The following is a 21,563-nucleotide window of genomic DNA, read 5'->3' as shown; positions in this document are numbered from 1 at the left end:
ATTGAAAAAGTCGGCACCTTTACTGGATACACCAGCCGCCATCGATATGGATCATCTGGCCGGTCATGTAGTCGCTGTCGTCGGACGCAAGGAACGACGCGGTGCCGACGATGTCCTTGGGATAGGACACGCGCTTGATCTGCAGCGCGTCGCGCACGATGTCGTCATAAGCCTGGCCTTCCTTTTCCTTGAAGCCGATTTCGACCAGGTCCTTGTCCAGCTGTTCCCAGAGCGGGGTGACGACGACGCCGGGGGCGTAGCCGTTCACGGTGATGTTGTGCTCGGCGAGGCCGATGGCGCCGCAATGGGTCAGCGCAAGGCAGCCGTATTTCGACGTGCAATAGACCGTTACATCGACAAGCGGCTTGCGCGACGCGATCGAGCCCACGTTGATCAGCTTGTAGGGATGATCCTCCATCGGGCCCTGCGCGATCATCTGGCGGGCGGTTTCCTGCATGCCCAGCCACATGGCCTTGGTGTTGACGTTCATGATCATGTCCCAGTTGTCTTCGTCGATATCCATAAAGAACCGGGGCTTGTTGAGGCCCGCGTTGAACAGGCCCACGTTGATCGAACCGAACGCGTCGACGGTGGCCTTGACGGCGGCGGCATTGTCCGCGCGCTTGGTCACGTCCATCTTGGCCGCGATCGCCTTGCCGTTGCCCTCGGCGTTGATCCTGTCGACGACCTTCTGCGCCTCGGCCTCGTCGAGGTCGCCCAGGCACACGTTGGCCCCCTGAGCCGCGAAGCTTTCGGCGTTCGCCGCCCCCATGCCGCGGGCGGCACCGGTGATCAGAATGTTCTTTCCCTTCAGGCGATCAGGGTCCATGGACTTTCCTCCTCGTGTCACTTTGTCTGGTCAGATCGTATCAGCGCGTCGGCCCGTCCTTGGGCGTTGCGCAAAGCCTGTCGCGGCGAAACGGAGCCGCGCAGCATGTCGTGGAATTCCTCGCCGCAGATCTGCACGATACCGCCGATTTCGGGCACCGGCGGGCGCGGCCAGAATTGCAGCTCGTCGCGCCAGGACATCTCGTCCACAGCCTCGAAGATGGTCGAGGCGCGGCGCACTTCGGGATCGGCGGCCACGGAATAGCGCGGGTTGGTTCGGCTGCCGTTCTGCACGAACAGCTTTTGCGCTTCGGGCGACGTGAAGACCGCCAAGGCATCGACCGCGGCAGGCACCCGTTCGGGCGGCAGGTTGGCGGGGATGCCCAGCACGTAGCCGCCGACGGGCGCGATGGTGCGCCCGCCCGGACCCGCGGGATGCGGCAAGTATCCGGTCTGCCCGCAAGCGGGCGAGCGGTCGTCGCCTTCGAAATACGGCGCCAGCAGCGTGTAGCCATAGGCCATAGCGGCCTTGCCCGCCGCATAGGGGCGGACCCGTTCGTACCAGGACATCGACAGGATGTCGGGCGGCGAATAGTTCAGCAGCTCCAGCAGGAACTCGGCGGCTTGCAGACCGGCCTCGGTGTCGATGGTGGGACGGTAGCCGCCGCGCGCCAGGTGCGCCGCGTCGAAGCCGCCCGCGATCCGCGGCAGGTCCAGGACCGGCTGGCCGAAATCGGCCATCGCCATCAGGACCGTATGGCCAAGCGCCGTGCCGCGCGCGGCGTTCCAGGCGATCCCGTAGCGGCCGCGATGCGGCTGGTGCAACGTCTTCGCAGCCACCAACAGGTCGTCCGTGGTGCGCGGCGGCTCCAGCCCAGCATCGGCGAAAAGGTCGCGCCGATAGAACAGCAGTTCGGGCGTGGTCTGGGCAGGCACGCCGTAGGCCCGGCCGCCCCAATGCGCGGCGGTCCAGCCTGCGGTGTGGAAATCGGCCGGATCCAGCCGCGCGATATCCATCACTTGATCCAGCGGCATCAGCACGCCGCGCTCGGCGAATTCCCCGATCCACGGCAGATCGACAGCGATGATGTCATAGCGGCTGGCGGCCTTTTCCGCGTTGCGCAACGCTTCCTGGCGCAGCCGGTCGATGGAAAAGGCGCGCTGGTTGATCCGCACGCCGATGGCCTGTTCGAATTGCCGCTTCAGGTTGACCATCACCATGAAGGTCGGATCGCCATGCGCCAGCACGCGCAAGCCCCCGGCCACCCGCAGCGGTTCTGTCAGGACGCTCAGCGGCGGGATTGACCGCGCCGCGCTGTAGCTGCCGCCGAAGTAGTAATCCTTGGTATCGTCGATCTGCGTCTCGCCGCCGAAACGCGCCTGGCACATCCGACGGATGCGGCCCGAAAGCTGCGTCCACTGGGACAAAAGCGCGTCGCTGGGGTGAATCGAGAAGCTCTTGCCGCTGGCGGTGCGCGGGCGCTGTTCGACCAGCCCGGCGGCGACCATTTCCTTCAGCCGCCGGTTGGCTGTCGCGTAGGGCACGCGGCTGGCACCGATGGCCGATGTGGGCGTGATCACGCGCGCCTCCACATGGCCGCGCAGAAGATGCAGCATCATCCGCAGATGCGGGTTGGGACCCACCAGGTCGAACGAGCCTTCAAGCTCGTCGCTGAACTCTTCCAGGAACGACAGCAGGTCAAGCATCTCGGTCGCGCTGCTTGGCGAGCGATGTGTCTTGTCCATATGTGCAGCCATTGCATTCATGGATGTCGCTGTTCTTTCCTGGTTCCTGACCGACCGCGCTGTCGCAGCCCTGTCCGATCTGGACGATTTCGGCCGAGTCACGATTGCACCTCCAAGAATTGTTCAAATTGACAGCGCCACGATACCGCCGATTCATCCAGATTGGATATTATTTTGTCCAATATGGATATTTCTCGTGCAGATTGATCAGTTTGGATGCGCCAAGATGTCGGGGATCATTCGTCTCAAGGAATGATGTGCGGACGCACGGATGAGACGTCCGAGACAACGAACGACCAGAAACCAAGAAGTTCCGGGAGGAAACCAGATGAAACTTCGCAATGCCCTTGTTGCCACCACCGCGGCAACCGCCATGTTCGCCGGCGCCGCCATGGCCGCCAGCCACAGCGAGACCATGAAGATCGGCATCACGCAGAACAATGTCGGCGTCGACAGCTACCAGACCACCTACGAACAGGCCTTCATTGCCGCGGCCGAGGCCAACGACATGGTCGAGACGGTCGTGCTGGACGCGGGCGGCGACGTGGCTCGCCAGATTGCCCAGATGGAAGACCTGATCCAGCAGGATGTGGACGCCATCATCATCTGGCCGACCAACGGCGAGGCCGTGATCCCCGCTGTCCGCAAAGCGTCGCAGGCCGACATCCCGGTGATCGTCACCAATTCGAACATCGCCGAGCAGGGACAGGATTTCATTGCCTCGTTCTCGGGCCCCGACAACATCACCCAAGGATCGCGTTCGGCCGAGATCATGTGCGACAAGTTCAAGGAAATGGGCATCGAAAGCGAAGCCCGTGTCGTGCAGATCAGCGGCCAGCCCGGCTACACCACCGCGATCGAGCGCGCCAAGGGCTTCGAGGATCGCCTGCCCGAGGTCTGCCCGGACGTGACGCTGGTCGAAACCCAGCCTGGCGACTGGAACCGCGAGAAGTCGCAGCAGGTGATGGAAGCCTTCCTGGTCAAGTATGACGACATCGACGGCGTCTATGCCGGCGACGACAACATGGGCGTGGGCGCGCTGAACGCCGCCAAGGCCGCGGGCCGCGACGGCATCATCTTCGTCGGCGCGACGAACTTCTCGGTCGGCTACGAAGCGATGGAAGCGGGCGATTACTGGGGCTCGATCTACCAGTCGCCGGTCGATGACGCCGAGGCCGCCCTGCAAACCGCGATCGACGTGCTCGAAGGCAAGGAAGTGCCGAAGCTGAACTACTTCGACACGCCGAAGATCACCCAAGAGAACATGAGCGAGTTCTCCAAGCCGGTCTTCTGATCGGCCCCTCCCAAAATGCGGGGCGCGTGGACCGACCACGCGCCCCGCACGTCCCCGAAGGACAAACGGCAATCAAGGGAGGTGCGCCATGGGACGCGTATCAGGACGGGTCTGCATCGTGACGGGTGCCGCGCAGGGCATAGGCCGCGCCATCGGCGAGGCTTTGCTGAGCGAAGGCGCCAAGGTCTGCTTCGCCGATATCAACGGCGACAAGGTGGCCGAAGTGGCCGAAGCGGCCCGCAGCAATGGTCACAAGGATGCCGTCACCTCGACGCGGGTCGACGTGACCGACCGCGACGCCGTCCGCGCCATGATCGCGCACACGGTCGAGACGTTCGGACAGCTCGACGTCAAGTTCAACAATGCGGGCGTCAACAAGCCCATGAACTTTCTCGACGTGACGGAAGACAACTGGAATTTCATCATGGGCGTGAACGGTCTGGGCTGCATGATCGGCATGCAGGAAGCCGCGCGCCAGATGATCGACCAGGGCACCGGCGGCAAGATCGTCAACACCGCGTCCATCGCCAGCCGCCAGGGGTTCGACAACGTGGCCCCATACTGCGCATCGAAATGGGCTGTGGTGTCGCTGACGCAATCGGGCGCCCGGGGCCTCGCCAAGCACAACATCACCGTGACCGGCTTCGCGCCGGGCGTGGTGGCGACCGAGATGTGGGACCAGGTCGACAAGGACCTGCTGGAAATCGGGGCGTCCGAGCGTCCCGGCCAGGCGATGGAGGAATTCAGCGCCGAGATTCTGAAGGGCCGCGTCGCGAAACCCGCCGACATCACGGGGACGACGACGTTCCTTGCGTCGAAGGACAGCGACTACATGACCGGCCAGATCGTCATGATCGACGGAGGCATGACACTGGTTTGAACGACATTCATCGGGTCAAGGGCCAGCGACCGGCCCGAAAGCCCAAGGGAGGAATTATGGCGACAGTTTCGAAGCAACAGATCGGCAGCGTTCTGGCGAAGCAGGGGATCCTGATCGCCTTCGCGGTCTTCATCGTGGCCTTCACGTTCGCGAACTCGAAGTTCCTGACCGTGGACAACGTCTTCAGCGTGGTTCGGTCCTCGGCGATCCTGGGGGTCATGGCGCTGGGCGTCACCTTCGTGGTCATCAGCGGTAATCTTGACCTGTCGGTGGGCTCGATGATGTCGTTCTCGACCATCGTCGTGCTCGATTTGCACGACAAGATCGGACCGTTCCTCGCGATCCCGGCGATGTTTGCCATGACCCTGGCGCTGGGCGCGCTGATCGGCTTTCTCGTCGGCTATCTCAAGCTCAATTCGCTGATCGTGACTCTAGGTATGCTATCGGCCATCCACGGCCTGACGCTGACCTATTCGGGCGGCAAGAACATGGACATCGCCGACAAGGAAGGCACCTGGTTCAGCGTCTTCGGACAGGGCTCGGCGCTGGGCATTCCCGTGCCGATCCTGATCTTCCTGCTGCTGGCCGCATTCCTGGGACTGGTGCTGTCCAAGACGCCGTTCGGGCGCAAGGTCTACGCGGTGGGCGGCAACGGCACGGCGGCCACCTTCTCGGGCATCCGCCGGGCGCGCACCGTCTTCTTCTGCTACATCATCTCGTCCGCCTGCGTGGCGACCGCGGGGTTGATCCAGGCCAGCCGATCGCTGGGCTCGCAAAACACCGTGGGACAGGGGCTGGAGCTCGAGGTCCTGGCCGCCGTCATCCTTGGCGGCGCCTCGTTGATGGGCGGCTCGGGCACGATCTTCAAGACCGTCATCGGCGTGCTGATCCTGGGCTTCATCCAGAACGGCCTGCTGCTTCTGGGTCTGCAATTCTACGTCCAGTTCGTCGTGACGTGGATCATCATCATCCTTGCTGTCTGGCTCGATATCGCGGCCAAGCGCGGCAAGCTCATGTCACCAATCGCTTGAACGGAGGGGAACCATGCAACCGGGTGCACTGTCCAAGGCGCTGAAAAGCGGCGCGATCTGGGGCTTCATCGTTCTGGAACTGATCTTCTTCTCCGTGGCGGGGTCGTACATGTCGCTCAGCGACACGGCCTTCATGGATTGGGAAAACATGCTGCTGCTGCTCAAGCAGTCGGCGCCGATCGGGATCATCGCGATGGGCATGACCATCGTGATGGTAAACGGCAATATCGACCTGAGCGTCGGCGCCACCTACGCCATCGCCGCCATCGTGCTGCTGGACAGCATGACCTGGCCGATCTTCGCGGGCCTGGGCGACTGGGTGATCCCGGTGGCCTGGCTGCTGGCGCTGACCGTGGGCACCGCCCTTGGCGCGCTGAACGGGCTGATCGTCTGGAAGACCGGCGTCGACGCCTTCATCGTCACGCTGGGCTCGATGCTGGGCTATCGCGGCATCGTCTTCATGTTCAACGGCGAGAATCCGACCAGCCACCTGAACTGGACGCTGGTCGACCTGGCCGAGGCCGAATTCCTGGGCCTCGCCACCGCGTCATGGTTCCTTCTGGCGGTCACGGGGGTGGTCTGGTTCCTGATGACCAGGACCGTGCACGGCCGCAACGCCTATGCCATCGGCGACAACCGCGACGCGGCCGTCAACGCCGGCATCCGGGTGGGTCCGCACATGATGATCAACTTCGCGATCATCGGCTTCTTGGCGGCGCTGTCGGCGGTCGTCTTCTACTCAGAATCCGGATCGGTGAACCCCAATGACGGCCAGCTCTACGAGCTATGGGTTATCACCGCCGTCGTCCTTGGCGGCACCAAGATCACCGGCGGCGCGGGGTCCGTTATCGGCACCTTCGGCGGCGTCATCGCGATCCAGCTGCTGCGCAAGGGGCTGGGCCATATCGGCGCCGACACATCGACCGTGAATCTGGTGATCGGCCTGATCCTGATCGCCGTGCTGTTCCTGGATCGCCAGCTGAACGTGAAGGGCAAAGAGGAGCTGAAAGTATGACCGACGCAAAGCCAATCCTGCGCCTCGACGGTATCGTGAAAACCTTCCCCGGCGTGCGCGCGCTCGACGGCGTGTCCTTCAGCGTCATGCCCGGCGAAGTCCACGCCCTGATGGGTGAAAACGGGGCGGGCAAGTCCACGCTGATGAAGGTGCTGGGGGGCATCCACCAGCCCGACGAGGGCGCGATCTACATGGGCGACGACCGGGTCGTCATGGCCGGACCCTTGGAGGCCAAGGCCAAGGGCATCGTGTTCATCCACCAGGAACTCAGCCTTGCCGAAGAACTCAGCGTGGCCGAGAACATCTACTTGGGCGAGTTGCCGCGCAAAAGCTTCGGCCGTGTCGACTGGACCACCCTGACCGACAAGACCAACGCGATCCTGAAGAAGCTGAACGTGGGCTTCGACGCCAACACGCTGGTGGGGGATCTGTCCATCGCCAACCAGCAGATGGTGGAAATCGCCCGCGCGCTGACGGTGGACGCCAAGGCTGTGATCTTCGACGAGCCCACGGCGTCGCTGACCGATGCCGAGAAAAGCGTGCTCTTCGACGTGATCTCGGACCTGCAGGCCGATGGCGTGGGGATCATCTATATCTCGCACCGGATGGAAGAGATCTTCAAGATCACCGACCGCATCACCGTCCTGCGCGACGGCCAGTACCAAGGCACGGTCAACACCCGGGAAACCAACGAAGAATCCGTCACCCAGTTGATGATCGGCCGCAAGCTGGACCTGACCCGCAACGCATCGCACCACGAGATCGGCGATGTGGCGCTGGAAGTGCGCAATCTCAGCTGCGGCAAGCTCTACAAGGATATCAGTTTCGAGGTGCGGCGTGGCGAGGTCGTGGGCTTCTACGGCCTCGTCGGGGCGGGCCGGACCGAAATCGCTGAGACCCTGTTCGGTCTGCGCGACCCCAGCGCGGGGCAGATCTTCCTGGACGGCCAAGAGGTCCGGATCAGCTCGCCCGCCGATGCGATCACACGCGGCATCAGCCTAGTGCCCGAGGATCGCAAGGGCCAGGGACTGGTGCTGGGGATGAACTGTCGCGACAACATGACCCTGCCCCAGGTCGACGACCTGAAAGCCGGTCCTTTCGTGGCCGAGGGCGCCGAGATCGCGATCTTCGACCAGTATCGCGACCAGCTCGACATCCGCACGCCCAGCTGGCGCCAGCAGGTCGGCAACCTGTCGGGCGGCAACCAGCAGAAGATCGTCATCGGCAAGTGGCTGTCCATGCACCCGAGCCTGCTGATCGTGGACGAGCCCACCCGCGGCATCGACGTGGGCAGCAAGTCCGAGATCCACAAGCTGCTCAGGGCGCTCGCGGCGAAAGGCTATGCCGTCATGGTGATCAGCTCGGAAATGCCCGAGGTGCTGCACGTCTCGGACCGGATCGTTGCCATGTATTCGGGCCGGATCATGCGGACCTTCACGTCCGACGAGGTGACGGAAGACAACCTGATCCAGGCCATTTCCGGGATCAAGGCCGACCAGGCGGCGTGATGCGGCTCGGCCTTGCAGGATCGGGGCGGGTGGGTAATCCGATGGCGCTCAACCCTGCCCGCGCAGGAAGCGCGCTGGCCGACGGCGGCAGGAAGGTGGCCTGCTGAACCTGATCGCCGGGCGGCCGCGGGTCGAACCTGGCACAAGGTGGCACGACCACCGACACAAGAAACATTCCGACAAACGAGGGTAATTCCATGAAACTTCTTCGCTATGGCCCCCCCGGTGCCGAGAAACCGGGCCTGCTCGATGCGGATGGCCGGGTCCGGGACCTCTCCAACGTCGTGGCCGACATTGGCGGCGACACGCTCCGCTCGGACGGCCTTCAGGCGCTCCGGGACCTCGATCCAGGCACCCTGCCCGTGGTCGACGGCACCCCGCAGAAGGATCTGCGGCTCGGCGCCTGCGTGGGCGGCATCGGCAAGTTCATCTGCATCGGCCTGAACTACGCCGATCACGCCGCAGAGGCCGGGATGCCGATCCCGGACGAGCCGATCATCTTCAACAAGTGGACCTCGTCCGTGCAGGGCCCCGACGATCCCATCCAGATCCCACGCGGCTCGACAAAGACCGACTGGGAGGTCGAGCTGGGCGTCGTGATCGGAGACCCGGGCGCCTATATCGACGAGGCCGATGCAATGAACCACGTGGCGGGCTTTTGCGTCATCAACGACGTGTCCGAGCGTGAATACCAACTGGAACGGGGCGGCAGCTGGGACAAGGGAAAGGGCTGCGATACGTTCGGGCCGACCGGGCCGTGGCTCGTCACGCGCGACGAGGTGGCGGACATGGACAACCTTGAAATGTGGCTCGACGTCGATGGCGCGCGCCAGCAATCGGGCAACACCTCGACCCTGATCTTCCGGGTGCCGCACCTGGTCGCCTATTGCAGCCGTTTCATGAGCCTGCAGCCGGGGGACGTGATTTCCACGGGCACGCCGCCGGGTGTCGGCATGGGCCAGAAGCCCCCGCGGTTCCTGAAGGGCGGCGAAGTCGTGAGCCTGGGCATCGACGGCCTGGGCCAACAAACGGCGTCCGTGCTCGCAGCGTCCTGACCCTCGGTCTGACGCCTGCGACCATCCCACACGCCCTGAACGTATGGCCGGGCAACGGGCCCCGGCCATACCCAACCGTCATCTGGTGCGACCTAATCCGGCGCGAAATGCAACGCGACCTCGCGGCGGTGCGGCGCGTCCCGATGCTCGACAAGATAGATCCCCTGCCAGGTGCCCAGCCGCATTCGGCCATCCTGCACCGGGATCTGAAGGCTGACAGGCAGATGCGCGGCCTTTATATGGGCGGGCATGTCATCGGGCCCCTCGGCGCGATGGGTGATAAACGCCATCTCGTCCGTATCCGAGCGGGGCACGAAGTGCCCCAACCACGCCAGCAGGTCGCGCCGAACCGCGGGATCGGCGTTTTCCTGGATCAGCAGCGAACAGGAAGTATGGCGCACGAAAAGCGTCAGCAAGCCGCTTTTCCGGGGCAGTTCGGCGGCCACCTGGCTGGTGATCTCGACCAGGCCGGGACCGCGTGTCTGCAAGAAGAGGTCACTTTGCATGCCCGAACCCTGCGGCAAGACGCGCCCGGAACGCAAGACACGCCGCAGCCGTTGACGTGGCACATGACACAGGAGCGTTCCATGACCAAAGCAACGACCGGCCCCGGCACGACCAATGACCCGAACCAGGCCAACAAGACCGGCCTTCCCGAAAAAACGCCCGAGACGCCGGATGTCACACCGCCCGAAGCAAACGACGGCGCCACGACGGACCGCCCCGACGATCCCACGACCGGTCCGGGCACCACGTCGGATCCGAACCAGGCGAACCGCACCTGAGCGACCGACCGATTGCGCAAGATCAACCCGGGCGGCGGGCAGGCCTGCAATGCTGGCGGAACACACCAGCAAAGGAGGCTCCCATGTCCGTGGCCCGCGTGACCGAAATCTCATCCACCTCATCCGTCAGTTTCGAAGATGCCGTCGAAAAAGGCGTGAACCGCGCGTCCAAGACGCTGCGCAACGTCGTCAGCGCTTGGATCAAGGAGCAGCGCGTCGGGGTCGAGAACGGCCAGATCCAGCACTACCAAGTCAACCTTATGGTAACCTTCCTGCTCGAAGACTGAAGCCGGGCGATATCCGCTTTTCCACGCGGGCAGGCTGGTTAATGTGGACGCGATGGATATCGCGAGCCTTCTGGACCAATACGGCCTGCTTTTCGTGGCCTTCGGTTGCATGATCGAAGGCGACGCGGTCGCCGTCAGCGCGGGTGTGCTGGCCCATCAGGGCGTGCTGCCCTACACGGCCACGATCGTCGCCGCCGGGCTTGGCGGCTGGACGTCGGATATGGGGCTCTTCACCGTCGCGCGATCCTCGCGCCACCATCCACGTACCCGCCGCGTGCTCGACGGGCCGCGTGCGACCGAATTCGCCGCGAAATACCTGAAACGCCCGGTGGCACTGGCGGTGGCCTTCCGCTTCGTGCCAGGCACGCGCACGTTGGCACCGGTGGCCCTTGGCGCCGGATCCCGCATCGCCTTCCCGATTTACGCGGCGATCACTTTCGTCACCTGCCAGCTCTGGGCGCTCATCGCCGTCACGCTGGGCAAGGACATCTCGCTGTTCCTGGGCAAGTTGCGCGCGGAAATGCCAGTCTGGCTGCAGATCCTGTTCGCGGCCGGACTAGCGCTCTTCGTCGTCACCTGGTCGATGCGGCGGATCGTGCGGCGGGTCAGGCGCGCCCGGACGGCGCGCCGTTAACCTACTGATCCAGGAACGAGCGCAGCTTGCGCGACCGGCTGGGGTGCTTGAGCTTGCGCAACGCCTTGGCTTCGATCTGGCGGATCCGTTCGCGGGTGACGCTGAACTGCTGGCCCACTTCTTCCAGGGTGTGATCGGTGTTCATGCCGATCCCGAAGCGCATCCGAAGCACGCGTTCCTCGCGCGGGGTCAGCGACGCCAGGACACGCGTCGTCGTCTCTTTCAGGTTCTCCTGAATGGCCGAATCCAACGGCAGGACGGCGTTCTTGTCCTCGATGAAATCGCCCAGTTGCGAATCTTCCTCGTCGCCGATGGGCGTCTCGAGGCTGATCGGCTCCTTGGCGATCTTCATCACCTTGCGAACCTTCTCGAGCGGCATCTGCAGCTTCTCGGCCAACTCTTCCGGCGTCGGCTCGCGGCCGATCTCGTGCAGCATCTGGCGACCGGTGCGCACCAGCTTGTTGATCGTCTCGATCATGTGGACCGGGATGCGGATCGTGCGCGCCTGGTCGGCAATGCTGCGCGTGATCGCCTGGCGGATCCACCACGTGGCATAAGTGCTGAACTTGTAGCCACGGCGATACTCGAACTTGTCCACGGCCTTCATCAGGCCGATATTGCCTTCCTGAATGAGATCAAGGAATTGCAGGCCGCGGTTCGTGTATTTCTTGGCGATGGAGATCACCAGGCGCAGGTTTGCCTCGACCATTTCCTTCTTGGCCTGACGGGCTTCCTTTTCGCCCTTCTGGACCTGCTGGACGATGCGGCGGAATTCGCTGATATCGACGCCCACATATTGGCCCACCTGCGCCATCTCGCCGCGCAGCTCTTCGACCTTCGGGGTCGAGCGTTCGACCAGCGCCTGCCAGCCGCGCCCGGCCTTGTCGGACATGCGGTCAAGCCACGTGGGGTCCAGCTCGTAGCCGCGATAGGCATCGATGAATTCGCGGCGGTTGATGCGGGCCTGGTCGGCCAGCTTCACCATGGCGCTGTCGATGGACATGATCTTGCGGTTGATGCCGTAAAGCTGGTCAATCAGCGCTTCGATGCGGTTGTTGTGCAGGTGCAGCTCGTTCACCAGCTCGACGATCTCGCCGCGCAGCTTTTGGTATTTCTCCTCGGCGTTCTCGCTGAACGATCCGTCCTCGTTCAGCGTCGCGGACATGCGCAGGTCCTGCATCTCGCTGAGCTCGGAATAGTCATGCGCGATCACGTCGAGCATTTCCAGCACGCGCGGCTTCAGCGCGGCTTCCATGGCCGCCAGGCTCAGGTTGGCCTGCTCGTCCTCGTCTTCCTCGTCGTCGGCCTTTTCGATCGGGTTGCCGTCGGCGTCCAGCTCGGGCTTGTCCTCGGTCTTCTTCGCGTCGCCGCCCGCCGCGGTCGCGGCCCCGGCGGTTACGGTGGTTTCTTCCTCGTCCTCGCCCATCGAGCGGCCGAACGTGGTCTCAAGGTCGATGACGTCGCGCAGCAGGATGTCTTCCGACAGCAATTCGTCGCGCCAGATCGTGATGGCCTGGAAGGTCAGCGGGCTTTCGCAAAGCCCCGCGATCATGGTGTTGCGACCGGCCTCGATCCGCTTGGCGATGGCGATCTCGCCCTCGCGGCTGAGCAGTTCGACCGATCCCATCTCGCGCAAGTACATGCGCACCGGGTCGTCGGTGCGGTCCAGCTTTTCGCTTTCCGAGGTCGAAACGGCGACTTCGCGCGAATTGGACGTGGTCGCCACGTCGGTCGAGGATTTCTTGTCCTCTTCTTCCGCCTCGTCGTCCTCGATCACGTTGATGCCCATTTCGCTGAGCATCGACATGACGTCTTCGATCTGCTCCGAGCTGACTTGCTCGGGCGGCAGGACCTGGTTCAGCTGGTCATAGGTGATGTAGCCGCGCTCGCGCGCCTCGGCGATCATCTTCTTCACGGCGGCCTGGCTCATGTCCAGCATGACCTCGCCGTCCTGATCGTCCTGCTTGCGCTCGTCGTTGTCTTTCGCGGCCATGCGCCACTCCCTTAACCCCTGAGCCCAGATGCACCCTGCGTCCCCCGGCGCATCCGGCTACCCGCGAATCAACCGAATCGGGTGATTCGCGAAATGTTTACCGTGATTCGATTACCAAATTACCCAGCAACTTCCCAGCTTTGCACCATCACTTCTTTTTCGAGTGACCAGATAGCCCGATCTTGTCCAAAAGCCCGTCCAGCGCATTGCGCTCGGCCCGACTCATCTTCACCCCGTTCGGGGCCTCTTCGTATTCGGCCGTATCTTCGGCCTGACCCGACTGCGCCTGGTCGCGGGCGAAGGCCACCTGGCCCAGCCGCCACGTCAGCGACTCGCTGGTTTCCTGCGCGAAATCCTCCATCGCTTCGGCGATCTCGCGCGCGGCACCTTGCGCTGCCAGCATCTTGGCCAGCTCTTCGCCCAGGCACACGGCCGCCAGGTCGGGATCGTTGACCTTCAGCGCCGGTACTACGCGCAGATGGCCCGCGGATTGCAGCTTTTCAAGGGCACCGGACGGTGCGTCCCGGGCAATCGCAACATCGCGCTCGTCGACCGGCAGCCCGTCGGCGCTCAGGATGGCACGAAGCAGCCCCGCGTGGCCGTCGCCGCGAAAGTCGACCGACCCCAGCGCATCCTCGACCCGGGCGACCAATCCGCCGAACCGCAGCAGGATCGCCAACACGACCTGTTCGCGCAATCCCTGCTCGACCGCCTCGCCGCCCGCGACCAGGACCGACGCGCGCGTCGTCGTGGCCGGGATCTGCGGCGCGACACGACCCCTGCCCGGCTGCCAGGTGCTTCTGGGCTTGCGGGGATTGAAAAGCTGCCAACGCCGTTCCTTGATGGCGTCGCCGTAATGCCGCTTCAGCGACGGATCGGCGATGCGGCCCAGCCGCTGGCGCAGGGACTTGTCCAAGGCCGCGCGCGCTTCGGGCGTCGCCAGGTCGCGGCCCTCGGTTTCGGATTTCCACAGCAGGTCCACCATGGGCTGCGCGGCGTCGAGCAGCTTCTGCATCGCGGGCGCGCCGCCATCCTTCAGCACGTCGTCGGGATCCTTGCCCTTCGGCATCAGGCAGAACCGAAGGCTCTGCCCCGCCTCGATCAAGGGCAGCGCCAGGTCCAGCGCCCGGAGCGCCGCGCGCTGGCCCGCCGCATCGCCGTCCAGCGCGATGATCGGCTCGGGGCTGATCCGCCACATCAGGCGCAACTGGTCCTCGGTGATGGCCGTGCCGAGCGGGGCGACGGTGGCGGCGAAGCCCGCCTCGGCCAGCGCGATCACGTCCATGTAGCCTTCGGCCACGATCAGCTGCGCCTTGCCCGCCGCGGCGCGCGCGGGCCCGATGTTGTAAAGCGTGCGGCCCTTGTCGAACAGCGGCGTCTCGGGCGAGTTCAGGTATTTCGCGTTGTCGTCGGGGTCCATGGCGCGGCCCCCGAAGGCGATGCAGCGCCCGCGCGCGTCCCGGATGGGATACATGATGCGGTTGCGGAAGGTATCGTAGGGCGCCTTGCCCTTCTGCGATGTCTTCGCCAGCCCGGCTTCCACCAGCTTTTCGACCGCGATGCCCTTGCCGACCAGGTGCTCGCGCAGCGCCTCCCAGGCCTCGGGCGCGAAGCCAAGACCCCACCGCTCCTGCGCGGCGCGGTCCAGGCCGCGGCCTTCGAGATAGCGCCGCGCCGCGGCACCGCCGCCCCCCGCCAGCTGCATCTGGTAGAAGCGCTGCGCCGCCTCCATCACGTCGACCAGCGTATCGCGCATTTCGGCCCGCTCGGCCGCGCGCGGATCGCGGTCGGGCATCTGCATCCCGGCCTCGTCCGCCAAGAGCTTCACCGCCTCGATGAAGGACAGGTTCTCGGTCGCCATCACGAAACCGATGGCATCGCCCTTCTCGTGGCAGCCGAAGCAATAGTAGAACCCCTTGCGGTCATCCACGTGGAAGCTGGCGGTCTTTTCCTGGTGGAACGGACACGGCGCCCACATGTCGCCCTTGCCCTGGTTGGACTTACGGCTATCCCACATGACCTTGCGACCGACCACCTGGGACAGGCTCAGTCGGCCGCGCAATTCGTCCAGAAATCCGGGGGGCAAGCTCATCGCTTCAATATCGGTCCGCGCGCGCCCAGAGTCGAGAGGGCGCGCGCGCCGGTAAGGGCCCTCTTTCAGGTATTTTCAGACCAGTGATGACCAAGGTGCCGCATTCCTGTCATCACTGGTCCGGAAAGATCTCCGTGCCGCTGCCACTACACCGCGCCAGGCCTCAGCCGAGACCGAAGCTCATCCTGCCGTCCTGCCAGATGGCCGCGTCGGCACAGTCCGTGCGGCCACGCCCGGCCCGGCGCGGGCCGGGCACCCCAACGGACCGCTAGCAGGCGTCGATGCTGCGCGACGCGACGGGTGTGCCGTCGGGGGCGGCCACCGTCGCCGTCACACCGCCCCGCGTCTGGATGAAGGCGCGCAGGGCAGGCACGGCGCAAAGCTGCTGGCCGAAGCTGTCTTCGAACCCGGCGATGAATTCCGCCCGCGTCTGCGGCGTCGCGATGGCCGCGTCGCTGTCCAGCGCCATGTCCAAGACCAGGCGTCCCCCCTCGCCGCGCGCATCGCGCAGGGTCAGGCCTTCGCCCAGCGGCTTGCCCTCGGCGGGCTCGAGCTGGGCCAGGACCGCCGATAGCTCGGGCGGGTTGGCCGTCGCATTGGCCGCCTCCTGCGGATCGATCTCGGGCATCGGCTGTTGCATGCATCCCGCCAGCGCCAGCGCGCCCAGCGCGCCCGTCAGAAATGGCTTCATGTGACTTCCTTCCGTCGTCTTGTTCCCGCGCAGACTGTGCCGACCGTCCGCGATCCGCAAGCGGCCTGATGCAGGTCGTGTTTTCCTCGTCCATCGGACCCACGCCGGTTTCGAGCCGGTCCAGCCAGACGTGTGCGCCGCCCTGCCGCCAAGAGGGCGTTCACCCGATTCGGGGTGGGGCACCATATCCCGTCGTTAACGTCAATTCCCCAATATTTACCACAATTCAAATGGCTTACCCGCGCTCGGGCGTCATTTTTCGCCCCTTATTGTTGCGTTCGACGGGCCAATCGCAAGCCGCTTCACCCGATGTCGCCAAGCCCGCTTCAATGACAAAATCCGATCCGGGTCGTGCCCCAATCCTGCCCCAATTGAAGCAGAAGCAATCAAATTGAACCAAATCCCTCAGGACTTTGTCCGTCCATCCGAGGGGCCTACAGACATCGAGGATCCACATGGAACGCTCGCTTGCCAAGATACTTCCTTCGCTGTCCCGCTTCCGCAGGGACCAGGACGGCTCACTCACGATCATGGCATTGTTCTTCTTCATTTGCATGATCATGATCGGCGGTCTGTCGGTCGACATCATGGTGTTCGAGAACAACCGCACGCGGCTTCAAAGCCTGACCGACCGGGCCGTCCTGGCCGCGGCGGACATGGAACAGTCTGGCGATCCCGAAGGAGTCGTGCGCAGCTATTTCGAGAAGGCGGGTCTGGCCGACAAGCTCGACGCCATCCAGGTCCAGAACGGCCTTCTGACCCGCTCGGTATCGGTGCAGACATCCAACCCCATGCGCACCATGTTCATGAACATGACCGGCGTCACGCAGATGACGCCCCGCGCGTCGGCCACGGCAGCCGAAGGCCAGGGCGACCTGGAAATCGCGCTGGTGCTCGACGTGTCGAATTCGATGAACAACCCGTCCAGCGTCCCGGGCATCCCGACGAAGCTGGACGACATGAAAGGCGCCGCCAAGCGGTTCGTCGACATCGTTTTCGCGCAGAGCGAAAACGACAGCATCACGATCACGCTGGTGCCCTACAACACGCAGGTGAACGCGGGCAAATCCATCCTGACGGCGCTCAACGTGCCGCAGGTCCACGATTACAGCCACTGCGCGGAATTCTCGAGCGGCGATTACGGCACGCTCAGCCTGTCGGCGGGGGGCCAGTATGACCAGGCCGCGCATTTCGACCAGTGGTACAGCAGCGAAGATCCGGTGGTGAACGTGTGCCGCACCGGCGCCAACCAGCAGATCAAGCTGCACCAAAGCAATCCCGATGTCATCAAGACCCAGCTCGACGCGCTCAGCGCGCATGGCAACACCTCGTCCGAGATCGGTCTGAAATGGGCCGCCGGCTTCCTCGATCCCGCCAGCCGCCCGGTCACCGCCGCGCTGGCCGCCGCGGGCGAGGTCGCGCCGAACATGGCGAACCGCCCCCTGGATTACGGGACCGGCAACTCGCAGAAGGTGATCGTGCTGCTCACCGACGGCATCAACACCGACCAGAAGCGCATCCGCCCCGAATACATGTCCGGCGAATCCCCGGTCTGGCGCATCTTCGCGGACCAGTCGCTGGATTTCTACGCCGCCCGGATCAAGGAAGTCGGCGACCAGGACGGCGACGGCTTCCAGAACGAGCAGTTCTGGATCAAGGGCGGCACCTACATGGGCGTGACCTGGCCCGACCAGTTTTCGAGCGCACCGTTGCCGCCCTTCCTGGCATCCATCTTCAACACCACGTTGGACCCGGTCCGCCTGAGCTGGTCCGAGCTCTGGGCCGAGATGAACCCGCGACACTACGCCTATGCCTACATCGCCGACGCGACCGAGAATACCGCCGATGGCGACGCCTTCCTCAACGAGATCTGGGCCAATGTCTCGGGTCCCGAAAAGGACGACCGGCTGCTGCAGACCTGCAACGGTCTGCGCGACGCGGGCGTCGCGGTCTACACGATCGGGTTCGAGATCAACGACCACGCCAAGGACATCATGGGCCGCTGCGCGAGCAATGCGAACACCTTCGTGAACGTCGTCGGCGATGACCTGGAGGACAAGTTCGTCTCAATCGCCACCTCCATCACCAAGCTGAGGTTGACCCAATGAGCCGCCTTCTGCGCAAAGCCGCCTCCCGCGTCGTCCGGTTTCGCCGGAACGATGACGGGGCAGCCACGATCGAGTTCGTGATCCTGTTCACCCCCATGGTGATGATGATGCTCATGGGCGCCGAGGCGGGCCTGCTGAACCTGCGCCACGCCATGCTGGAACGCGGCGTCGACGTCGCCATCCGCGCGGTGCGGCTCAGCCCCGACACGCCGCCCGACCACGCCCAGATCAAGAAGATGATCTGCGACCAGGCGCTGCTGATCCCCGATTGCGAAAACGCCCTGTCGGTGGAAATGCGCGCTGTCGCCAAGGACAAGTGGGACGTGTTGCAGGAAGCGGCCATCTGCCGGGATCGCTCGGAAGAGGTGAAGCCGCCCAAGCACTACAATCCCGCCGCCCAATCCGAGCTCGTGCTCGTGCGGGCCTGCGTCAAGGCCCGTCCAATCTTCCCGACCGCCGGGCTGGGCGCGGCCATGGTCAAGGACGGCAACGGCGACTACGCCGCGGTCGCGACTTCGGCCTTTGTCAACGAACCCAGATAGGGGACACCGATGATGACTGCATTCAAACTGAAAGCCCTGCTCGCGCGCTTCCGTCGCCGCGAACACGGCGGATTGTCGATCGAATCGGTCCTGACCCTGCCGACCCTGGCCTGGGCGCTGCTGGCGATGTTCTCGTATTTCGACGGGCTGCGGCAGTACAACGTGAACATCAAGGCCGCGCACACGATGGGCGACCTGCTGTCGCGCGAGACCGAGCTGGTCGACGACGACTACATCGACGGGATGCACGACGTCCTGAAATTCCTGGTCCGCGCCGATGGCGATCCGCGGATGCGGATCTCGGTCGTGGCCTATGACAGCGGCGACGACGCGTTCGAGCTGAAATGGTCCGAAGTGCGGGGCGGCGGCAAGGCGCTGACCCCCGACAGCTTGAACGAGATCACCGACCGCCTGCCCCAGGCTTTCGGCGGCTCGCAGCTGATCGTGGTCGAGACGGCCGTCGACCACAAGGCGCCCTTCATCTTCGGCGTGGGCGACCAGACGCTGACGAACTTCCTGGTCACGCGCCTGCGCTTCGTGCCCGAGCTCGGCCACAAGGACATGACCGAAACAAGCTGACACGCGCAGCTGCACACCCATCCGAACGCCCCGCCGCGCAGATCGCCCGGCGGGGCGTTTTGCGTCCCGCCGCGGGCCGCTTGACGCGAAGTGGTGCCGATCGTGCCACATTCCCGCCGCGCCATCCCGTGCGAGTCCCCTTGGTTAACAGGCTTTCTGCAAAGGCGGATGCGGCCACAATTCACTCTAATTGTGACCGTTCCTCGCGATTTTGACCGAATCCCCGTCTCAATGCCGCCGCCTTCCCCCTCCATAAGACTCGCAACGCAAACCGTTGCGTCTGCTTGCACCTGAGGGAACCCGAACCGATGCTGAAAATGATCACATCACAATCTTCGCGCGATGCCAAAGCGCGCTTCCAGCGTGGAGCTGCCACACGCTTCCAGCGCGACGAGGACGGATCCTTCGTCCTGTTCGGCATCTACCTTCTGATCGTCATGCTGCTGGTGGGCGGCCTTGGCGTCGACATCATCCGCCACGACTTCGAACGTCTGCGCATGCAGGGCGTGGTCGACAGCGCCATCCTGGCCGCCGCCGACCTGGACCAGCAGCTGGACCCCGAAGAAGTGGTCCGCGACCATTTCCGCAAGGCGGGCGTGCTGGACCGGCTCGACAACGTGACCGTGGTCGAAGACATCAACTCGCGGATGGTGTCCGCGACCGCGTCCATGAACGTGGGCACCATGTTCATCCGCTCGATCGGCTACGATTACATCGGCGCCCATTCGGGCGGCATGGCGCGCGAGGATATCCGCGACATCGAGGTCAGCATGGTGCTCGACATCTCGGGGTCGATGGACAACGCCAACCGCATCCAGAACCTGAAGATCGCGGCCAAGGATTTCGTCTCGACCGTGCTCAGCGGCAAAAGCCAGGGCCGCGAGAACGAGGTTTCGATTTCGCTCGTCCCCTACGCGACCGAGGTCGCGATCGGCGACGAGATGCTGAGCCTCTTTTCACTGACCGAAACGCACCCCTATTCCAGCTGCGTCGATTTCGTGGCCTCGGATTTCGACGCGATCTCCCTGGATTTCACCACCGTGCGCAACCAGACGGGCCATTTCGACCCCTGGTCGGACGGATTCGACTGGAACACCCGGTCGCCGAACCCGCTCAGCCTGCCGTGCCGCGACGATGCGGCGTCCGAGATCACGTATTTCTCGCAGAACGAAGTCGACCTGCACAACCGCATCGACGCCCTGACGCCCGGCGGCAACACCTCCATCGACGTGGGCCTGAAATGGGGCGCCGCACTGCTCGACCCGTCGACGCGTCCCGCCATCGCCGCGCTCGGCGTGCTGGGCAAGGCCGACCTGGCCTTCGCCGACCGCCCCTACGCGCATGATCGCAACAACTCCATGAAGGTCCTCGTGGTGATGACCGACGGGGAAAACACGACCCAGTACAAGCTGAAGGACGAATATGCGGGCGACACGCTGACGGACGTCTACGGCGCCGACATCACCAACGCCACCAACGCGTCCGACAACGGCTACCGCTTGTCCATCGCCGACCGCGAGATCCAGGACCGCGACGGCGACGGCCGCTTCGAAGAAACCTGGTGGATCCCCAATCGCGGCCAGTGGTACAACGGCAACTGGGGCGGTGCGGCCGCCAAGCGGCTGACCTACGCCGAGCTGTGGAACGTGTCGTCGCTGGGCTGGCACGCCTACTGGGGCCGCTACAAGCAGTACAACAACGCCAACACCTATTACGGCTGGAAGCAGACGCCCTACTGGACGATCGGCCCCTCGACCAAGGATCCGCGCATGGAAGACATGTGCCGCCTGGCCAAGGCCGAGGGCATCCTGATCTTCTCGATCGCGCTCGATATCGCCGAGACCAACGCGGTCCGGATGAAGGAATGCGCCAGCTCGGAAAATCACTACTTCAACGTGACCGGCACCGAGATCAACTACGCCTTCGCCGCGATCGCCAGCACCATCAACCAGCTGAGGCTCGTCCAATGATCGGCTTTCTCAAGAAGTTTCTCCGGCGCGAGGATGGCTACGCAACCGCCGAAGTCGCGCTGCTGTTTCCCGCCGTGCTCTGGCCCTTCATGCTGGCCATGGAGACGGGCCTGATCCAGATCCGCCAGGTGATGCTCGAACGCGCGATGGACGTGGTGGTCCGCGACCTGCGGCTGGGCAACCCCGATCTGGACACGGGCGAAAAGCTGAAGGCCGCGCTGTGTGCCGAAGTGCTGATCATGGGCGATTGCGAGCGTGACATCATGCTCGAGATGGGCCCGGTCCAGGTCGCCGATTTCGAAGGCCCGACCACGCGCCAGGCCTGCGCCGACCGCCAGAAAGAGGTGAACCCGGTCACCAACTACACGCCCGGTGCGACCAACGAGATGATGCTGCTGCGGTTTTGCATCCTGCACGACCCGATCCTGCCCGCGGTGGGTCTTGGCAAGATCCTGCCTCGCGAAGCGGGCGGCGGCTTCGCCCTGACCGCGTCGACCTTTTTCGTGAACGAGCCAAGGGACTAGA

Annotated in this window: 21 protein-coding genes; 15 read left to right on the top strand and 6 right to left on the bottom strand. The window is 64.3% G+C overall.

Translation table 11 applies throughout. The features are described from left to right. Positions 1-19 precede the first annotated feature (19 nt). The gene (locus tag ILP92_RS03615; RefSeq protein ID WP_198915008.1) at positions 20-829 is read right to left on the bottom strand and encodes an SDR family NAD(P)-dependent oxidoreductase; all 810 of its coding nucleotides are present in this window, start codon (positions 827-829) and stop codon (positions 20-22) included. 17 nt (positions 830-846) lie between these two features. Further along, positions 847-2,574, bottom strand: coding sequence for an ABC transporter substrate-binding protein (locus tag ILP92_RS03610; protein ID WP_368667834.1), 1,728 nt, complete (start codon positions 2,572-2,574; stop codon positions 847-849). 19 nt (positions 2,575-2,593) lie between these two features. Between ILP92_RS03610 and ILP92_RS03605 the strand changes: the two genes are divergently transcribed. The 7 genes from ILP92_RS03605 to ILP92_RS03575 all read left to right on the top strand — a co-directional run bounded on the left by ILP92_RS03605 (position 2,594) and on the right by ILP92_RS03575 (position 9,357). Next, on the top strand, positions 2,594-2,830 hold the full coding sequence (locus tag ILP92_RS03605) for a hypothetical protein (protein ID WP_198915006.1): 237 nt from the start codon (positions 2,594-2,596) through the stop codon (positions 2,828-2,830). 72 nt (positions 2,831-2,902) lie between these two features. After that, positions 2,903-3,868, top strand: coding sequence for a sugar ABC transporter substrate-binding protein (locus ILP92_RS03600; RefSeq protein ID WP_198915005.1), 966 nt, complete (start codon positions 2,903-2,905; stop codon positions 3,866-3,868). Between the two features lie 88 nt (positions 3,869-3,956). After that, on the top strand, positions 3,957-4,748 hold the full coding sequence (locus ILP92_RS03595) for an SDR family NAD(P)-dependent oxidoreductase (protein WP_198915004.1): 792 nt from the start codon (positions 3,957-3,959) through the stop codon (positions 4,746-4,748). Between the two features lie 56 nt (positions 4,749-4,804). After that, positions 4,805-5,779, top strand: a complete 975-nt coding sequence (locus tag ILP92_RS03590; protein WP_198915003.1) for an ABC transporter permease — start codon at positions 4,805-4,807, stop codon at positions 5,777-5,779. Between the two features lie 13 nt (positions 5,780-5,792). Next, positions 5,793-6,794: an ABC transporter permease gene (locus ILP92_RS03585; protein WP_198915002.1), complete on the top strand. Its 1,002-nt coding sequence runs from the start codon at positions 5,793-5,795 to the stop codon at positions 6,792-6,794. Next, entirely contained in the window at positions 6,791-8,302 is a 1,512-nt protein-coding gene (locus ILP92_RS03580; protein ID WP_198915001.1) for a sugar ABC transporter ATP-binding protein, read from the top strand. The genes ILP92_RS03585 and ILP92_RS03580 overlap by 4 nt, the downstream gene beginning before the upstream one ends. Before the next feature lie 197 nt (positions 8,303-8,499). Beyond that, positions 8,500-9,357: a fumarylacetoacetate hydrolase family protein gene (locus ILP92_RS03575; protein ID WP_198915000.1), complete on the top strand. Its 858-nt coding sequence runs from the start codon at positions 8,500-8,502 to the stop codon at positions 9,355-9,357. Positions 9,358-9,449: 92 nt separating this feature from the next. Here ILP92_RS03575 and ILP92_RS03570 read toward each other — a convergent pair whose 3' ends face one another. Further along, positions 9,450-9,863, bottom strand: a complete 414-nt coding sequence (locus tag ILP92_RS03570; protein WP_198914999.1) for a secondary thiamine-phosphate synthase enzyme YjbQ — start codon at positions 9,861-9,863, stop codon at positions 9,450-9,452. Between the two features lie 81 nt (positions 9,864-9,944). On the opposite strand from ILP92_RS03570, the gene ILP92_RS03565 reads away from it, so the two are divergent. The 3 genes from ILP92_RS03565 (at position 9,945) to ILP92_RS03555 (ending at position 11,063) form a co-directional block, all read left to right on the top strand. Further along, entirely contained in the window at positions 9,945-10,142 is a 198-nt protein-coding gene (locus tag ILP92_RS03565) for a hypothetical protein (protein WP_198914998.1), read from the top strand. Between the two features lie 83 nt (positions 10,143-10,225). Next, a complete protein-coding gene (locus ILP92_RS03560) occupies positions 10,226-10,429 on the top strand; it encodes a dodecin family protein (protein ID WP_198914997.1) in 204 nt (67 codons plus the stop codon). 52 nt (positions 10,430-10,481) lie between these two features. Next, positions 10,482-11,063: a DedA family protein gene (locus ILP92_RS03555; protein ID WP_198914996.1), complete on the top strand. Its 582-nt coding sequence runs from the start codon at positions 10,482-10,484 to the stop codon at positions 11,061-11,063. 1 nt (position 11,064) lies between these two features. Here the strand turns inward: ILP92_RS03555 and rpoD are convergent, their stop codons facing one another. The 3 genes from rpoD to ILP92_RS03540 all read right to left on the bottom strand — a co-directional run bounded on the left by rpoD (position 11,065) and on the right by ILP92_RS03540 (position 15,839). Then, on the bottom strand, positions 11,065-13,056 hold the full coding sequence (gene rpoD / locus ILP92_RS03550; RefSeq protein WP_198914995.1) for an RNA polymerase sigma factor RpoD: 1,992 nt from the start codon (positions 13,054-13,056) through the stop codon (positions 11,065-11,067). Positions 13,057-13,204: 148 nt separating this feature from the next. Further along, positions 13,205-15,148, bottom strand: a complete 1,944-nt coding sequence (dnaG, locus tag ILP92_RS03545) for a DNA primase (RefSeq protein ID WP_198914994.1) — start codon at positions 15,146-15,148, stop codon at positions 13,205-13,207. 268 nt (positions 15,149-15,416) lie between these two features. After that, a complete protein-coding gene (locus ILP92_RS03540) occupies positions 15,417-15,839 on the bottom strand; it encodes a hypothetical protein (RefSeq protein WP_198914993.1) in 423 nt (140 codons plus the stop codon). Between the two features lie 455 nt (positions 15,840-16,294). Between ILP92_RS03540 and ILP92_RS03535 the strand changes: the two genes are divergently transcribed. From ILP92_RS03535 to ILP92_RS03515, 5 genes are all read left to right on the top strand, one after another. Beyond that, positions 16,295-17,947: a TadE/TadG family type IV pilus assembly protein gene (locus ILP92_RS03535; RefSeq protein WP_198914992.1), complete on the top strand. Its 1,653-nt coding sequence runs from the start codon at positions 16,295-16,297 to the stop codon at positions 17,945-17,947. Next, positions 17,944-18,489 carry a TadE/TadG family type IV pilus assembly protein gene (locus tag ILP92_RS03530; protein WP_198914991.1) on the top strand — a complete coding sequence of 182 codons (546 nt, stop codon included), beginning with the start codon at positions 17,944-17,946 and terminating at the stop codon, positions 18,487-18,489. The genes ILP92_RS03535 and ILP92_RS03530 overlap by 4 nt, the downstream gene beginning before the upstream one ends. 9 nt (positions 18,490-18,498) lie before the next feature. After that, on the top strand, positions 18,499-19,068 hold the full coding sequence (locus ILP92_RS03525) for a TadE/TadG family type IV pilus assembly protein (RefSeq protein WP_198914990.1): 570 nt from the start codon (positions 18,499-18,501) through the stop codon (positions 19,066-19,068). A 308-nt stretch (positions 19,069-19,376) separates the two neighbouring features. After that, positions 19,377-21,038 carry a pilus assembly protein TadG-related protein gene (locus ILP92_RS03520; protein ID WP_198914989.1) on the top strand — a complete coding sequence of 554 codons (1,662 nt, stop codon included), beginning with the start codon at positions 19,377-19,379 and terminating at the stop codon, positions 21,036-21,038. Beyond that, a complete protein-coding gene (locus ILP92_RS03515) occupies positions 21,035-21,562 on the top strand; it encodes a TadE/TadG family type IV pilus assembly protein (RefSeq protein ID WP_198914988.1) in 528 nt (175 codons plus the stop codon). Before ILP92_RS03520 ends, ILP92_RS03515 begins: the two co-directional genes overlap by 4 nt. Position 21,563 lies beyond the last annotated feature (1 nt).

Source organism: Palleronia pontilimi (assembly GCF_016412875.1).
GTDB classification, from domain to species: domain Bacteria; phylum Pseudomonadota; class Alphaproteobacteria; order Rhodobacterales; family Rhodobacteraceae; genus Palleronia; species Palleronia pontilimi.
This window is presented reverse-complemented; position numbering and strand designations above follow the sequence as displayed.

What these genes read in the sequence shown, in the direction of transcription:
- ILP92_RS03615 (WP_198915008.1), bottom strand. Translation starts at nt 829, where the DNA reads ATGGACCCTGATCGCCTGAAGGGAAAGAACATTCTGATCACCGGTGCC.
- ILP92_RS03610 (WP_368667834.1), bottom strand. Translation starts at nt 2,574, where the DNA reads ATGGACAAGACACATCGCTCGCCAAGCAGCGCGACCGAGATGCTTGAC.
- ILP92_RS03605 (WP_198915006.1), top strand. Translation starts at nt 2,594, where the DNA reads ATGGATGTCGCTGTTCTTTCCTGGTTCCTGACCGACCGCGCTGTCGCA.
- ILP92_RS03600 (WP_198915005.1), top strand. Translation starts at nt 2,903, where the DNA reads ATGAAACTTCGCAATGCCCTTGTTGCCACCACCGCGGCAACCGCCATG.
- ILP92_RS03595 (WP_198915004.1), top strand. Translation starts at nt 3,957, where the DNA reads ATGGGACGCGTATCAGGACGGGTCTGCATCGTGACGGGTGCCGCGCAG.
- ILP92_RS03590 (WP_198915003.1), top strand. Translation starts at nt 4,805, where the DNA reads ATGGCGACAGTTTCGAAGCAACAGATCGGCAGCGTTCTGGCGAAGCAG.
- ILP92_RS03585 (WP_198915002.1), top strand. Translation starts at nt 5,793, where the DNA reads ATGCAACCGGGTGCACTGTCCAAGGCGCTGAAAAGCGGCGCGATCTGG.
- ILP92_RS03580 (WP_198915001.1), top strand. Translation starts at nt 6,791, where the DNA reads ATGACCGACGCAAAGCCAATCCTGCGCCTCGACGGTATCGTGAAAACC.
- ILP92_RS03575 (WP_198915000.1), top strand. Translation starts at nt 8,500, where the DNA reads ATGAAACTTCTTCGCTATGGCCCCCCCGGTGCCGAGAAACCGGGCCTG.
- ILP92_RS03570 (WP_198914999.1), bottom strand. Translation starts at nt 9,863, where the DNA reads ATGCAAAGTGACCTCTTCTTGCAGACACGCGGTCCCGGCCTGGTCGAG.
- ILP92_RS03565 (WP_198914998.1), top strand. Translation starts at nt 9,945, where the DNA reads ATGACCAAAGCAACGACCGGCCCCGGCACGACCAATGACCCGAACCAG.
- ILP92_RS03560 (WP_198914997.1), top strand. Translation starts at nt 10,226, where the DNA reads ATGTCCGTGGCCCGCGTGACCGAAATCTCATCCACCTCATCCGTCAGT.
- ILP92_RS03555 (WP_198914996.1), top strand. Translation starts at nt 10,482, where the DNA reads ATGGATATCGCGAGCCTTCTGGACCAATACGGCCTGCTTTTCGTGGCC.
- rpoD (WP_198914995.1), bottom strand. Translation starts at nt 13,056, where the DNA reads ATGGCCGCGAAAGACAACGACGAGCGCAAGCAGGACGATCAGGACGGC.
- dnaG (WP_198914994.1), bottom strand. Translation starts at nt 15,148, where the DNA reads ATGAGCTTGCCCCCCGGATTTCTGGACGAATTGCGCGGCCGACTGAGC.
- ILP92_RS03540 (WP_198914993.1), bottom strand. Translation starts at nt 15,839, where the DNA reads ATGAAGCCATTTCTGACGGGCGCGCTGGGCGCGCTGGCGCTGGCGGGA.
- ILP92_RS03535 (WP_198914992.1), top strand. Translation starts at nt 16,295, where the DNA reads ATGGAACGCTCGCTTGCCAAGATACTTCCTTCGCTGTCCCGCTTCCGC.
- ILP92_RS03530 (WP_198914991.1), top strand. Translation starts at nt 17,944, where the DNA reads ATGAGCCGCCTTCTGCGCAAAGCCGCCTCCCGCGTCGTCCGGTTTCGC.
- ILP92_RS03525 (WP_198914990.1), top strand. Translation starts at nt 18,499, where the DNA reads ATGATGACTGCATTCAAACTGAAAGCCCTGCTCGCGCGCTTCCGTCGC.
- ILP92_RS03520 (WP_198914989.1), top strand. Translation starts at nt 19,377, where the DNA reads ATGCTGAAAATGATCACATCACAATCTTCGCGCGATGCCAAAGCGCGC.
- ILP92_RS03515 (WP_198914988.1), top strand. Translation starts at nt 21,035, where the DNA reads ATGATCGGCTTTCTCAAGAAGTTTCTCCGGCGCGAGGATGGCTACGCA.